Source organism: Pantoea sp. SGAir0175 (assembly GCF_043547855.1).
Window position 1 is genome coordinate 712,951 of the sequence record NZ_CP028081.1, and the last position, 14,222, is coordinate 727,172.

The 14,222-nt window shown below is 57.2% G+C and carries 11 protein-coding genes; all 11 read left to right on the forward strand.

All coding sequences use genetic code 11. From position 1 onward, the window contains the following. The first annotated feature begins 2 nt into the window (after nt 1-2). The 11 genes from C1N56_RS03295 (at nt 3) to C1N56_RS03345 (ending at nt 14,213) form a co-directional block, all read left to right on the forward strand. Complete coding sequence (locus C1N56_RS03295) at nt 3-1,244, forward strand: DotU family type VI secretion system protein (protein WP_021506782.1); 1,242 nt, start codon at nt 3-5, stop codon at nt 1,242-1,244. A gap of 3 nt (nt 1,245-1,247) precedes the next feature. Beyond that, entirely contained in the window at nt 1,248-4,877 is a 3,630-nt protein-coding gene (tssM, locus tag C1N56_RS03300) for a type VI secretion system membrane subunit TssM (RefSeq protein ID WP_394517119.1), read from the forward strand. A 14-nt stretch (nt 4,878-4,891) separates the two neighbouring features. Continuing rightward, nucleotides 4,892-5,605, forward strand: coding sequence for a type VI secretion system-associated protein TagF (tagF, locus tag C1N56_RS03305; protein ID WP_021506784.1), 714 nt, complete (start codon nt 4,892-4,894; stop codon nt 5,603-5,605). Nucleotides 5,606-5,622: 17 nt separating this feature from the next. Beyond that, nucleotides 5,623-6,633, forward strand: a complete 1,011-nt coding sequence (gene tssA, locus C1N56_RS03310; RefSeq protein ID WP_394517445.1) for a type VI secretion system protein TssA — start codon at nt 5,623-5,625, stop codon at nt 6,631-6,633. A 79-nt stretch (nt 6,634-6,712) separates the two neighbouring features. After that, the gene (tssB, locus tag C1N56_RS03315) at nt 6,713-7,240 is read left to right on the forward strand and encodes a type VI secretion system contractile sheath small subunit (protein ID WP_021506786.1); all 528 of its coding nucleotides are present in this window, start codon (nt 6,713-6,715) and stop codon (nt 7,238-7,240) included. Between the two features lie 2 nt (nt 7,241-7,242). Then, on the forward strand, nt 7,243-8,739 hold the full coding sequence (tssC, locus tag C1N56_RS03320; RefSeq protein ID WP_021506787.1) for a type VI secretion system contractile sheath large subunit: 1,497 nt from the start codon (nt 7,243-7,245) through the stop codon (nt 8,737-8,739). A 314-nt stretch (nt 8,740-9,053) separates the two neighbouring features. Then, nucleotides 9,054-9,536, forward strand: a complete 483-nt coding sequence (locus tag C1N56_RS03325; protein ID WP_021313206.1) for an Hcp family type VI secretion system effector — start codon at nt 9,054-9,056, stop codon at nt 9,534-9,536. Nucleotides 9,537-9,685: 149 nt separating this feature from the next. Further along, nucleotides 9,686-10,678: a hypothetical protein gene (locus tag C1N56_RS03330; protein WP_394517120.1), complete on the forward strand. Its 993-nt coding sequence runs from the start codon at nt 9,686-9,688 to the stop codon at nt 10,676-10,678. After that, the gene (locus tag C1N56_RS03335) at nt 10,675-11,088 is read left to right on the forward strand and encodes a hypothetical protein (protein WP_021506789.1); all 414 of its coding nucleotides are present in this window, start codon (nt 10,675-10,677) and stop codon (nt 11,086-11,088) included. Before C1N56_RS03330 ends, C1N56_RS03335 begins: the two co-directional genes overlap by 4 nt. A 516-nt stretch (nt 11,089-11,604) precedes the next feature. Then, nucleotides 11,605-13,425 carry a type VI secretion system-associated FHA domain protein TagH gene (gene tagH / locus C1N56_RS03340; RefSeq protein WP_394517121.1) on the forward strand — a complete coding sequence of 607 codons (1,821 nt, stop codon included), beginning with the start codon at nt 11,605-11,607 and terminating at the stop codon, nt 13,423-13,425. Then, the gene (locus tag C1N56_RS03345; RefSeq protein ID WP_021506792.1) at nt 13,422-14,213 is read left to right on the forward strand and encodes a PP2C family protein-serine/threonine phosphatase; all 792 of its coding nucleotides are present in this window, start codon (nt 13,422-13,424) and stop codon (nt 14,211-14,213) included. Before tagH ends, C1N56_RS03345 begins: the two co-directional genes overlap by 4 nt. The last annotated feature ends 9 nt before the right edge of the window (nt 14,214-14,222 follow it).

Below are 14,222 nucleotides of genomic sequence, written 5' to 3' on the forward strand. Positions count from 1 at the left end.
GCATGATGCAGGAACAACAGAAACCGAACAGTGACGTCACTCAGCAGGATGTCAGCCATCAGAATGTGCTGGTCGCCGCGGCGAATCCGCTGATTAACGCGATCCCGCAGATTCGCCACTCCGTCTCGCACGACGATCCGGCGCGACTGCGCCAGCAGCTGATCGATCAGATCCGTCGCTTTGAGCTCAGCTGCCAGCAGTCGGGGCTGAGTTATGAAGTGATCGTCGGCGCGCGCTACTGCCTGTGCACCGCGCTGGATGAAGCGGCGGCGCTGACGCCGTGGGGCAGCCGCGGCGTGTGGACCAGCAACGGCCTGCTGGTGACGTTTCACAATGAAACCTGGGGCGGTGAGAAGTTCTTTCAGCTGCTGGCCAAGCTGTCGCAAAACCCGCGTCAGCACATCCTGCTGCTGGAGCTGATCTATTTCTGCCTGCTGCTCGGCTTTGAAGGGCGCTACCGCGTGCTGGATAACGGGCGTTCGCAGCTGGAAACCATCAAACAGCGTCTGCTGCAGATGATCAAAAGCGTGCGCGGCAGTTACCCGGCGGCGCTGTCACCGCATCCCACCGATCAGCCGGTGCTGCGCAAGCTGTGGCGGCCGATGATTCCACTGTGGGCCTGTGCGGCGGTGGCCGGCTTTGCTGCCTGCCTGTTCTACATCGTCCTGAACTGGCGTCTCGGCGACTACACCTCGCCGGTGCTGGCCAGCATCTATCAGACCGCGCTGCCGGAAGTCAAAATCAGCAATCCGGCACCGCCGCCGCCCGCCACGCTGAACCTGAAAGCGTTCCTCAAGCCGGAAATTGATGCCGGCCTGGTGGCGGTGCGCGATGAAGCCGACCAGAGCGTGGTCACCCTGAAGGGCGATGGCCTGTTCGCCTCGGCATCCACCGAAGTGCGTGGTCGCTACGATGCGGTGATTCAGCGCATTGCCGCCGCGATGAATAACGTCAGCGGGAAGATTCTGGTGATTGGCTACAGCGACAACGTGCCGATTCGCAGTGCCCGCTTCGCCTCCAACTATGAACTCTCGCTGGCGCGCGCGCAGTCGGTGCAAACCCTGCTGCAGCAGCAGCTGGCACAACCGTCGCGGGTTAAAGCCGAAGGGCGTGGCGAAAGCCATCCGCTGGTGCCGAACACCAGCGCGGAGAATCGCGCCCGCAACCGTCGCGTAGAAATTACTCTGCTGGTCGCGCCGGATGCGACGCAAGCGGAACTCAACGGCCTGGCGAGAGGGAACTAATCCATGCTGAATATGCTTTTTGCGGTGCTGACCAGCCGCCTCGCCTGGGGTTTTGTCGGCATTACCGCGCTCTCCTTTATCATCTGGGTGATTGGCCCGGTGTTTTCCATTGTCGACTCGCGGCCGCTGGAGCCAGAGCAGAACCGCATTATCAGTATTGCGCTGCTCTATCTGGTGTGGGGGCTGAGCCAGGCGATTCCGCGCCTGTATAACTTCTGGCTCAACCGCAAACTGATGTCGAGCCTCGAAACCAGCAAAAGCGATGCGCCGGAGCAGGACCGCAAACGCCTGACCAATGAAGAACAGGTGCTGGCGAGCCGTTTCTCCGAAGCCACCGACATGCTGAAAAAAGCGCACTTCCAGCGCGCCAGCAGCAAGGGCGCGCCTTTCTGGGCGCAGCGCTTCAGCCATCAATACCTCTACCAGCTGCCGTGGTACATGATCATTGGCGCTCCGGGTGCCGGTAAAACCACTGCGCTGGTCAACTCCGGGCTGCAGTTCCCGCTGGCGGACAAGTTCGGCAAAGCGGCGCTGCGCGGCATCGGCGGCACGCGCAACTGTGACTGGTGGTTCACCAACGAAGCGGTGCTGCTGGATACCGCTGGCCGCTATACCACTCAGGAGAGCCAGCAGGAGCGCGACGCCAGCGAGTGGCATCACTTTCTCGACCTGCTGCGCAAATATCGCGGCCGTCAGCCCGTCAATGGCGTGATTGTCACGCTCAGCGTCTCCGATTTACTGACGCAATCGCCGGAAGCGCAGCGCAATCAGGCGATCGCACTGCGTCAGCGGCTGATGGAGCTGCATGATCGCCTTGGCATTCGCTTCCCGGTTTATGTGCTGGTCACCAAAACCGACCTGCTCAAAGGTTTCCGCAGCTATTTCGCTGCGCTGGATAAAACCCAGCGCGAGCAAATCTGGGGATTTACCTTTCCGTGGGCGCAGGCGTCGACCGCAGAGTTTGAGCTCAACAGTCAGTTTCAGCAGGAGTATTCACTGTTGCAGCAGCGTCTGGATGCCGGCCTGGCCGATACGCTGTTAGCGGAAAGCGATGCGCAGGCGCGGGCGGAGAGCTATCTGTTCCCGCAGGAGTTCGCCGCGCTACGCCCGCTGCTGGCGGAGGCGCTGGATACGCTGTTTGCCCGCTCTGATTTCGAAACCCAGTTCGCGCCACGCGGTATCTATTTCGCCAGCGGTACTCAGGAAGGGCTGCCGTTTGACCGCGTGATGGGCGAGCTGAGCCGCGCCCTGCATCTGCCGGGACAGCGCAGCGGCGAGTCCGGTAGCTGGGACCAGGTCGACAAAGCGTCACCGATCCCGCCGAACAAAGGCCAGAGCTTCTTCCTGAAAGGCGTGCTGGAAAATGTCATCTTCCAGGAGTCGGGCCTGGCGGGCAGTAACCGCTGGTGGGAGCTGCGCAATCGCGCCGGATTGTGGTCCGGCTATCTGGCGCTGCTGGTGCTGGTACTGATTGCCGGAGCGCTGTGGCTCACCAGCTACAGTAAAAACAAAGCCTATTTACAGGAGATGGCGGGTAAAACGCCGCAGGTGGAACAGCTGGGACAACAGCTGGAACGCCAGGGCAATGGCGATCTGTTTGCGCTGGTGCCGTATCTCAACACGCTGCTGCAGCTGCCAAAAAGCGCCGACTTCTCGCTGGAAGATCCCCCGCTGACGCGCCGCATGGGGCTGTATCGCGGTATCGAAGTCAGCGACGCCACGCGCACTCTGTATGACAAAGCGCTAAAACAGCTGCTGCTGCCGCAGGTGGCGCAAAACATCACCCGCTGGCTGCGCAACGACAACGGCAGCGATGCGGATTACAGCTACGAAGCGCTGAAAGCTTACCAGATGCTGTATCAGCCAAAACATTATGACGGCAAGTTCCTGCATGCCTGGCTGATGCTGAATATTAGCCGCGAACTGCCGCAAAACGTGACGCAGCAGGAAGTGAAACAGCTGGCGTGGCATCTGCAGCAGCTGCTGGAGACACAGATTCAGTCCTCGCCGTACGCGAAGGATGACGCGCTGGTAAAGCGCGAGCAGGCGCTGATTAATCAAATGCCGCTGTCGCAGCGCGTCTACGGACGTCTGAAGCGCCTGCTGCAGCGTGACGGCAGCCTGCAACCGGTCACCCTCGCGGCGCTGGGCGGGCCGCAGAGTGAGCTGGTGTTTTCACGCAAAAGCGGCAAATCAGTCAATGACGGCGTGGCCGGCCTGTTCACGCCAGACGGTTACTGGCAGCACGTCGATAAACAAATCGCACCGGTCACGCAGGCGCTGTTCCAGGACGATGTCTGGGTGCTGGGCGGCGTTGCGTCGCCGGAGAACAGTCAGCAGACCGATCTCGCGGTACGCCAGCTCTACGTGCAGGATTACATCCGGCAGTGGGAGCAGTTCCTCAGCGATATCCAGCTCAACAGCAGCGCGGATTTGTCGCAGCGCATCAACACCGCACGTCTGCTGTCGGGCAACCACTCGCCGCTGCGCCAGCTGGTGGTTAACCTCAGTAAGCTGCTGACGCTGAACCGCGCACAGCCGGATGAGCAAAGTACCCAGGCACAGCCGGCGACGGGCAACAGCGCCACGCGCACTTTAGAAGCGCTGTTCAGTTCCTCCAAAGCCAGCGCGGCGCTGGGCCAGGGCGCCGCCCAGCAGGCACCGGAGCAGGCGGTGGCGGTGCACTTCGCGCCTGTGCTGGAGCTGGCACAGCCGCTGCAGCAGGGCAGTAAAGTGCTGGCGGTGGATGATTTTCTCCATCAGATCGACGATCTCTACCGCTATCTGACGGCGGTGCAGGACGCCGCCAACAGTGGCATGCCGCCGCCTTCCGGCGATGCCATCAGTCGTCTGCAGGCCAGCGCCGGCCGCTTACCGGGCTCGCTGCAGAATATGGTTTCCAGCATGGCCGTGGGCGCCAGCAGCGATGCACAGCGCCGCGATATGGATAACGTGCGCAAGCGCATCACTATGGAAGTGGGCAGCTTCTGCCGCCAGGCGATTGCCGGCCGGTATCCGCTGGTGCGCAATGCGCGCAGCGAAGTGACGCCGGACGATCTGGCGCGCATGTTCGCGCCGGGCAGCGGGCTGATGGACAGCTTCTTCCGCGACAATCTGGCCAGCAAAGTGGATACCACCAACGCGGCGTGGCGTTTCACGCCAGGCATCGACGGCAAAACGCTGCCGGGCGGTGAAGCGCTGCTGCGTCCGTTCCAGCAGGCGCAGTCGATTCGTGATGCCTTCTTTGCTAACGGGGCGACTACGCCGTCGTTCCGCGTCACGCTGCGTACGGTGAAGATGGATAACGACATTCTCAACCTGACGCTCGACGTCGATGGCCAGATTCTGCGTTACAGCCATGGCCCGCAGGCGGTGCAGATGGTGAGCTGGCCCGGACCGGGCGGCACCAGCCAGGTGCGCATGCAGCTTAGTCTGACCAACGGCACCACCTCAACGCTGGTGACCAGCGGTCCGTGGGCGCTGAACCGCTTCTTTGATCGCGCTCGTTTGACCGCGGTCGGTGGCCTGACCCGCGAGGCCAGTTTTAACGTCGATGGCCATCAGGTCACGTTGTCGTTCACCCCTGGCAGTATTCGTAACCCGTTCCAGCTTCCCGGCTTTAGCTGCCCCTGAAACAGGACCTGATAATGACTCATTACGCAGCACCCGGCTGGTACGGCAAATTGCCCAGCTCGGGTGACTTTGTGAAGCGACGCTTCCCCGATGTGCTGTACCGGCAGTGGTCGAACTGGTTTCAGGTCGGACTGCATCACTGGCAAACCAGTGAAGAGAGTAAAAACGCCCCGTCGCGCGCCTTTCTCAAAGCGCCGGTGTGGAATTTTGTCGTGCCGCCAATGCTCGGCAGTCAGCTGATCCAGATGGGCTGCCTGATTGCCGCCCGCGACAGCGTCGGCCGCAACTACCCGCTGTGCGCGCTGCGCCATTTTACCCCTGCCGAGTGGTCACCGGCGCTGCTGGCCCGCTCGGGCGAGTGGTATCAGCAGGTCGGCAATATGCTGCTGCGCGTGGTGCAAAACGGCGGTACGCCAGAGCAGCTCGACCAGGCGCTGCTGAGTATTCCGCAGCCCCAGCAGCCGCAAACTGACGGCGAACAATCGGACATTTTACAGGTGATTGGCGACGGCGAGCCGTCAACGCTCAACTGGAAACTGCCGGGTGACAGCTTCGACCCGCAGTTTTACACCAGCTTCTGGTGGACAAACCAGAGCGACGGTTTCCCGCTTTACACCCAGGTGCACAGCGGCAACTTCACCGCACAGCTGTTCTCACTGCTGTTCGACCCGGCCGGCGGGGCAAAACCCGGACGAAACGGACTTTATCCTCCGATGTTTGAATCCTGAGGCCAACCGCTATGACGATGAATATTGACGCGCTGCTGGCGCCGGTCAGCAGTGATAACCCCTGCGGCGACAACCTGGAGTATCACGCGGATTACCAGGCGATGGAGCAGGCCAGTACCGGTAAAGCCGAACAGCAGTTTGGCGAGACCATTATCCCGGCTGAATCAGCGGACTGGAATAAAGTCGAAAAGCTGGCGATTGACTTGCTCAGCCGCAGCAAAGACCTGCGAGTGATGTTAGCGCTTACTCATGCCTGGACCGAGCTGAAAGGGCTGCCGGGCTATGCGCAGGGGCTGAAGCTGATTGAGCAGGCGCTGCTGCTGTACTGGGAGCCGCTGTGGCCGCGACTGGAAGAGTACGGCGAACAGGATCCGTTTTACCGCATCAACGCGGTGGCGCTGCTGGGCGATAAATCAGCGCTGAGCAGCGCGGTACGCCAGAGCTGGCTGCTGCGCTACGCCTCGGATGGCATCACGCTGCGCGATGCCGCCGCGCTGTGCGACGGCAGCAAGACCGAAGTCGCGGACTATCCTGGCGGTCTGCCGCGCCTGACCGATGAGCTGGCGCGCGGCGAGCAGCCCGCTATTGAAGCGGTGCTACAGATAAGTGAGCGTTTGCAAACTATTACCGAAACCCTGACCGAACAGCTGGGTGAAGCGGCGGTGCCGGAGCTGTCGCAGCTGCGCAGGCAGATCGCCATGATCGCCGAACGCTGTCAGGCTACTGACCTCAGCACGCTGCAGCCGGCCGGAGTAACAGAACAGCCGCCGGAACCGAGCGTCGCCGCGCCCGCCGCAGCGGTTCGCACGGCTGACTGGCGCAGCGTGCAGCTCAGTTCGCGCGCCGATGCGCAGCTGATGCTGGAGAAGGTGAAGCACTACTTTGCTCAGCACGAACCCAGCCATCCGGCACCGCTGATGATCGACCGCGTACAGCGGCTGATTGAGCTCGATTTTATGGACATCATCCGCGATCTGGCGCCAGACGGCGTGCATCAGCTGGAAAATATCTTTGGACGCCGCGACTAAGCGAGCGTAACAACTCAACGCAGCGAGACCTGCGCGCCTCCTGCGAAACTTTACCCGCGCACCCTTAATGGAGAAAACCATGGCACCAACGAAATCCAGTGGGCAGAAGTTCATTGCCCGCAATCGCGCGCCTCGCGTTCAGATTGAATATGACGTGGAAATTTATGGCGCGGAACGCAAAATTCAGCTGCCGTTTGTGATGGGCGTCATGGCGGACCTGGTCGGTAAACCACTCGAGCCGCAGGCGAGCCTTGATGAGCGTAAATTCCTGGAAATTGATATCGATAACTTCGATGAGCGCATGAAAGCGCTGAAGCCGCGCGCGGCGTTTCAGGTGGATAACACGCTCAACGGCGAAGGCAAACTTAACGTCGAACTGACCTTTGAGAGCATGGACGATTTCTCACCGGATGCGATTGCCCGCAAAGTCGAACCGCTGAGCAACCTGCTGGAAGCGCGTACCCAGCTTTCGAATCTGCTGACCTACATGGACGGCAAAAACGGTGCGGAAGAGTTGATCGGTAAGATTCTGCAGGATCCAACGCTGTTGAAAGCGCTGACCCATCTGCCGAAGCAGGATGAAAGCGCTGAAGGTAAGGAGGAGTAATCATGACCCAGTCTTCGCATCAGCAGCAACAGGGCGCTTCGCACTACAGCGAGAATGAACTCAGCGCCCTGCTGAACAAAGAATTTCGTCCAACCAGCGATCAGGCGCGTGCAGCCGTCGAAAGTGCCGTGAAGACGCTGGCGCAGCAGGCGCTGGAAAACACCGTCACCATCTCGAATGATACCTATCGCACCATCCAGGCGCTGATCGCTGAGATTGACGACAAGCTGTCACAGCAGATCAACCAGATTATTCATCATGAAGAGTTTCAGCAGCTGGAAAGCGCGTGGCGCGGTCTGAGCTACCTGGTGAATAACACCGAAACCGACGAGATGCTGAAAATCCGTTTCATGAGCATCTCCAAGCAGGAGCTGGGACGCAGCCTGAAGCGTTTTAAAGGCGCTGGCTGGGATCAGAGTCCGCTGTTTAAGAAGATTTATGAGCAGGAGTACGGTCAGTTCGGTGGCGAACCGTTTGGCTGCCTGGTGGGCGATTACTATTTCGATCACAGCCCGCAGGACGTGGAGCTGCTGGGCGAAATGGCGCGTATCAGCGCGGCGGCACACTGCCCGTTCATCACCGGTACCGCGCCGACCGTCATGCAGATGGAGTCATGGCAGGAGCTGGCGAACCCGCGCGATCTGACCAAAATCTTCCAGAACACCGAATATGCCGCATGGCGCAGCCTGCGTGAATCGGAAGATGCCCGCTATCTCGGCCTGGTCATGCCGCGCTTCCTGGCGCGCCTGCCGTATGGCATACGCACCAATCCGGTGGATAGCTTTGATTTTGAAGAGCAGACCGATGGCTCAAATCACAACGGCTACACCTGGAGCAACGCCGCCTACGCCATGGCAGCCAACATCAACCGTTCGTTCAAAGAGTACGGCTGGTGCACTGCGATTCGCGGCGTCGAGTCTGGCGGTGCGGTTGAAAACCTGCCGTGCCACACCTTCCCGAGTGATGACGGCGGCGTAGACATGAAGTGCCCGACGGAGATTGCCATCAGCGATCGTCGTGAAGCCGAGCTGGCGAAAAACGGCTTTATGCCGCTGGTGCACCGCAAAAACTCCGACTTTGCTGCCTTTATTGGTGCGCAGTCGCTGCAAAAGCCTGCGGAATACCATGATGCCGATGCAACCGCCAACGCACGTCTGGCTGCACGCCTGCCGTATCTGTTTGCCTGCTGCCGCTTCGCGCACTACCTCAAGTGTATCGTGCGCGACAAGATCGGTTCATTCCGCGAGCGTGATGAAATGGAGCGCTGGCTGAACGATTGGGTGATGAGCTATGTCGACGGTGACCCGGCGAACTCGTCACAGGAAACCAAATCGCGCAAGCCGCTGGCTGCCGCCGAGGTGAGCGTGGAAGAGCAGGAAGATAACCCGGGCTACTACGCCGCAAAATTCTTCCTGCGTCCGCACTACCAGCTGGAAGGCCTGACGGTGTCACTGCGTCTGGTATCGAAACTGCCTTCACTCAAATCGAATGAGAATTGATTGACTGTATCAGGCCGTCATGTATGGCGGCCTGAATTCTCACAAAGCTTTGCAGTTACCGTGCAGACGCGAAACGCTTATTTGCGAGCCGGCTCCACGTTTCGATATTAATATCGAGGAACTAAAGGATTCACTATTTTTTATTGCTCCATCCAGTGGGACAATAAAAACACTCTCTGAATAAACCATGTAGCGATATTCAGAAAACGAGGCAGAGGTAAAATATGGACTGTTTTATTCAGCCCCATGCTTTCCTGTTTGCCATAACGATGCTTTATCAAAGCAGAACGTAAATCAAGCAAGAGAAGATAATTATGGCTATTGATATGTTTTTAAAAGTTGATGGTGTGACCGGCGAGTCTAAAGACTCCAACCACACCGGCTGGACTGATATTACCTCTTTCAACTGGGGTGCTAACCAGCCGGGTAATATGTCTGTTGGCGGCGGCGGTGGTGCAGGTAAAGTAAATTTTGCTGACCTGAGCGTAAATGCACTGATTGACAAATCCACCACTGCAATCCTGAAAAATTGCGCCAGCGGTAAGCATATCAGCAAAGTAGAGCTGTCCGTATGCAAAGCAGGCGGCACACAGATTGAATACGCACGTATCACACTGGAAGATGTGCTGGTGTCAAAAGTTGATTATACCGGTGCTGCTAATGGCGATACCCTGAGCGTGACTTACGCGTTCCAGGCTGCCAAAGTGAAGCAGCAATACTGGGAGCAGAGCTCTTCAGGTGGTAAAGGCGCTGAAAGCAGCGCTGGCTGGAACATCAAAGAAAATAAAGAAGCATAATTGCTTTATTAAGCGGCCCTGTGGGGCCGCTATAAATATTTCAGAATGCTTATCTGAAAATATAATTGAGCGGGATATAACTTACAGAGGAGATGTTAATAAGATTATCTTTTAACTAAATAAATATTTAACTGCAAAAGGAGATTGTGATGACAGGTAAAACTTCCATCGAACCGGGATTTTGTGTAGTGCAACGCCCTGGAAGCCTCACCGAGCAAGCGATGTGGCTGTACGGTACGCGCAACATGCCGGCGGCAAATTACTTTTTGCAGTTAAATGCTGATGTCGCATGGGCTAAACCGGGACAAATCCTGATCGTTGCTGATCCGGAAGGAAACAATCATCCTGCGGCGATGAGTGCCCTGGCAACGGCAAAAGCGACAACCAACAATAGTCTTGCACATCTATCCGTGGATGAGGCTGACTTTTTCAACCGGCATTATGCTTCGATCGCTGCTATTACCAATTATATGGATCAAGCTTCGGGTCTGATCGGTGATGCAGGCGAGAAATACTTCTCAGAAATAGCAAATAAACTTACTGCAATTGAAAATGCCTATCGCAATCAGTACCTGACGGCAGGCACGCTATTTGGTGAGCAGTTTTTTATTGAGCGTCGCCGTCTGTTTGGCGAACTCGAACAGCTGCTCAATCGCGCTTCGCGATTGATTCTGAATTTGAGACCCTACGATAAAATTAAACATGCATTGAATTTGTCCAGTTCATCCATTGTGCACGACTGGCAAACCGCTGGAGTGGGAGCAATTCGTGGCTACTCAACCTACGTAGATGGTGCAGCGAAAGCAGCTAAGTTTATGAAAGCCGGGGGGTTGGTAGCTGTAGGATTTGGTGCCTTAAATACGACGAATGAGGTCTATCAGGCTTGTACGGTGGACCGGAAAAATGAGTGTGCTAAAGTTGCCGTAACCGAATACGCTAAATTTGCAGCGAGTACAATGGCAAGCGTTTATGGTGGTACATTTGGTGCAGCCTCAGGTCAGTTTGTTTGCGTTGCTTTGGGAATAGGTACTGGACCGATAGGTTATCTTACATGCTCACTGGTTGGAGCTGCTGTAGGTGGATATGTTGCTGGCGAGGTAGGTGGTTGGCTAACAGGATTTACAATGGATAAAATTTTATGAATTTTCCTGATGCTTTAATTTTTCTATCTGTATTTTCTTTTCTTTTATCGATCGTTTTACAAATTTCTGGCTATGTGATTTTTAGAAGAAATATCAAAAAATTCGAAGTTATTTTGTCTGAATTTCGACAGAGAAATCTTCAGCTAGACATCACGACGAACATTTCCTCTTACTTTAGCGCATCCTTTCATCCGCTTAAAATAGCTTATTTTGCTTATCTTTATAAAGGTGTCATGCTCTATCATAAAAGGAATGAAAGGGTAAACAAGGAAACCTATGATTTCATTCAGTCCCTGCCTAAAGAAAAAATAAACTGGTTGCTACGTCTGCATACTTTAAACCTGGTTACTGCCTTTTTCATGATTGGTGGAGGCGTGGGGTTTATAATCTGGAGGCACTATTATAGTTAATCACTTGCAGCATCTTTGATGAGCATAGTTTCTGAAGTTGCGAAGACAATGATTATAGAAACCACTGTAGATAAATTACTATCAATAACAGGTTTGCTGGTGTTATCTATGGGTGCTGCGACTATTTGAATTTATAAGTATATAAACTGATTTCTTCAGGATGCTGAATGGAGTTTTCAGAATTATATATGTCTGCTTTCATTGTTAATATTGAATAAATCAGTTGTCGCTACATCCCGGCTGATTGTCTTGAGCCGGTGTACTGACACTGCACCGCGCACATATTGTAGCGGCGCGATTTATCGCGCAATACATTGTGCCGCTACAAAATTGCAATCATTTCAAAGCTCACCCAAAGACTAAATGACAAATATAACACAGCGCATCGCGCTATAAAGTACAGCGTCATTCACCTTATATCGCACACAGTATCGTATCACCCGCTTCCTATATTTCGCGTCTTTCCCCGAGAGCCGCGCAATATAGATGCCGAACCGCTAACCGCAGGAACCCGTTATGCGCTTTACGATAATAACGACTAAACCCGGCCACCAGCCGCCGCAAACCCGCTGTGACTTTATGCCGCCCGGCGGCACCATTGGCCGCGGAGTAGACAACAATCTGGTGCTGCCGGATGACGATCGCACCATTTCTCGCCTGCAGGCGATTGTGCACATCACCGCCGCTGGCGAATGCCGCCTCACCAACCGGGGCAACGTGACGCGCGTGCTGCTCAATGACATCCCGCTGGAGCGCGGGCGTCAGGTGGAATTACAGGATGGCGACGTGCTGGGCATCGATGATTACCAGCTGCTGGTCAACGATCTCAACGGCGCGCAGCAGCCGCAGGCCGCCACGCTGACACCGCAGCCGGTGGTGCAAGCGGCGGTAATGGCTGATGCGCCACCAGCGGAAAAAGATGCCAGCACCGCCGCGATCCCCAGCGAGATCTGGGACAGCCTCGCCAAAGAGTTCTCGATCTCTGACGATCTGTCGAAGCGCAAAGCAGCGGCCGAGGTGCTGCCGGAGGCCAATCCGCTCACCGCGCCGGCCAGCCTCGATCGCAACCCGGAGGATCCGCTGGCTCAGCTGGTGAACGATGCGCCGCTGGATATTGGCCAGCAGCCGAAAAACACCAGCCTGTTCGATGAAGGCGATGCGCTGTTCGCGCAGGAAAGTATCTTCGACGATCGCACCCCCAGCACACTGTCGGCGCAGCAGAATGCCGCCGCGCAGCCGCAGGTCGAAAGTGCTACCGAGCTCGATCCGCTCAGCCTGTTTGGCAGCCAGAGCAGCAGCGACGTGCGCAACCACGACGATCCGCTTGGCCTGATGATGGGTAATGCGGTTCCGCTCGCGCAGCCGGAGATTGCGCCGACACAGACGGTACAGCCGCAGCCCGACGTCCAGCCGGAAACGCCCAGTGAACCCTCGCCGGAGACGGCACCGGTCGGGCTGGCGGATCTCAGCAGTTCGCCACTGTTTGATGACACCGAAACCCAGGCCACGCCGCCGCTGATCGAACCGCAGGCGGAGCAGCCGGAGACGGTTGCGCCGCAGATGGATTACGGCGGTATTACGTTGCCCACGCCGCAGGCGGTGCAACGTGTACCGTCGCCGACGCCGAAAGGGCGGCTGCGTATCGATCCGGTGGCTTCCAGCCATCAGAACGCGGCACCCGCCAGCCAGGCGACAGCCAGCCACAGCAGCGGCGACGCGCTGAAAGGCGAACTGCTGGATGCACTGCTGGAAGGCATGGGATTGCGCGATCTGCAACCCACGCCGCAGTTCGACCGTGAGCAGATGCTGCAGTTTGGCCAGATGCTGAGCATGTTCTCGCAGGGCACCGTTGCGCTGCTGTCGTCACGCTCGATTCTTAAGCGTGGCGTCAAAGCGGATATGACGGTGATCCTTGATGACGCCAACAACCCGTTCAAACTGCTGCCGTCCGGCAAAACCGTGCTGATGCAGATGTTTGGCAGCCGTATGCCGGGCTTCATGCCGCCGCGTCAGGCGGTGCGTGATGCGCTGATCGATCTGCAGGCGCATCAGCTCGGCATGATCGCCGGGATCCGCGCCATTATCGCTTCGATGCTGCAATCCTTTAATCCGGATCAGCTGGAAGAGGAAGCACGCCAGGCGGGATCGCTGTCGCGCCTCGGCCTGCCGGGCAGCCGCAAAGCCGCGCTGTGGGAGCATTTTGTTGAGCGCTACGGCGAGACGGCGGGCGAGATTGAGGACGATTTCCATACCCTGTTCGGCGAAGCTTTCCTGCATGCCTACGACCTGGAAGTTAATCAGTACAAAGATTCACAAACCCACACGGATGACGCATGAATATCACCATTGCTTCCACGTCGAATCAGGGCGACCGCGCCAGCAATCAGGATCAAACCGGTGAGGTAATCGGTGAACGCTCAGCCTGCTTCGTGGTGTGCGACGGCGTAGCAGGATTTCCCGGCGGCGACGTGGCCGCCCGCATCGCGCGCAGCAGCCTGATGGAGGCGTTCGACGGTAACGCGCACCTGGATGCGCAGTCGATTCGCAACTACGTCAACCACGCGAATCACGCGATTCGCCAGCAGCAGAAAGCCAGCAGCGAGCACAGCCGCATGGGCACCACGCTGGTCAGCCTGTTTGTCGACCGTGACTACGAGCTGGCCTACTGGGCGCACGCGGGCGACAGCCGGCTGTATCTGTTTCGCCGCGGCTACCTCTACCACGTGACTACCGACCATAGCCTGGTGCAGCAGATGAAAGATGCCGGTCACCAGACCGAAGGTATCAACAGTAACCTGCTCTATTTTGCCCTCGGCATGGGCGATGAGCAGCGCGACGCCAGCTACAGCGATGTGGTGGAAATAGAAGACGGCGACGCCTTTTTACTGTGCACCGATGGCTTCTGGCACGGCGTGACGCTGGAGCAGATGCAGCAGTCGCTGCACATGGTCAATACGCCGGAAGAGTGGCTGACGCTGATGCAGCAAATCATCCGCAACGGTCAGCCGGATAATGGTCAGCAGGATAACTTCAGCGCGCTGGCCGTCTGGATTGGCTCACCGCAGGACACCACCTTACTGCACTCGCTGTCCGAAGCGGCGCAGTTTTTCCCTCTTCGAGATTGAGAACGCCAA

Coding starts and splice junctions, on each gene's coding strand:
- C1N56_RS03295 (WP_021506782.1), top strand. CDS start 3: ATGATGCAGGAACAACAGAAACCGAACAGTGACGTCACTCAGCAGGAT.
- tssM (WP_394517119.1), top strand. CDS start 1,248: ATGCTGAATATGCTTTTTGCGGTGCTGACCAGCCGCCTCGCCTGGGGT.
- tagF (WP_021506784.1), top strand. CDS start 4,892: ATGACTCATTACGCAGCACCCGGCTGGTACGGCAAATTGCCCAGCTCG.
- tssA (WP_394517445.1), top strand. CDS start 5,623: ATGAATATTGACGCGCTGCTGGCGCCGGTCAGCAGTGATAACCCCTGC.
- tssB (WP_021506786.1), top strand. CDS start 6,713: ATGGCACCAACGAAATCCAGTGGGCAGAAGTTCATTGCCCGCAATCGC.
- tssC (WP_021506787.1), top strand. CDS start 7,243: ATGACCCAGTCTTCGCATCAGCAGCAACAGGGCGCTTCGCACTACAGC.
- C1N56_RS03325 (WP_021313206.1), top strand. CDS start 9,054: ATGGCTATTGATATGTTTTTAAAAGTTGATGGTGTGACCGGCGAGTCT.
- C1N56_RS03330 (WP_394517120.1), top strand. CDS start 9,686: ATGACAGGTAAAACTTCCATCGAACCGGGATTTTGTGTAGTGCAACGC.
- C1N56_RS03335 (WP_021506789.1), top strand. CDS start 10,675: ATGAATTTTCCTGATGCTTTAATTTTTCTATCTGTATTTTCTTTTCTT.
- tagH (WP_394517121.1), top strand. CDS start 11,605: ATGCGCTTTACGATAATAACGACTAAACCCGGCCACCAGCCGCCGCAA.
- C1N56_RS03345 (WP_021506792.1), top strand. CDS start 13,422: ATGAATATCACCATTGCTTCCACGTCGAATCAGGGCGACCGCGCCAGC.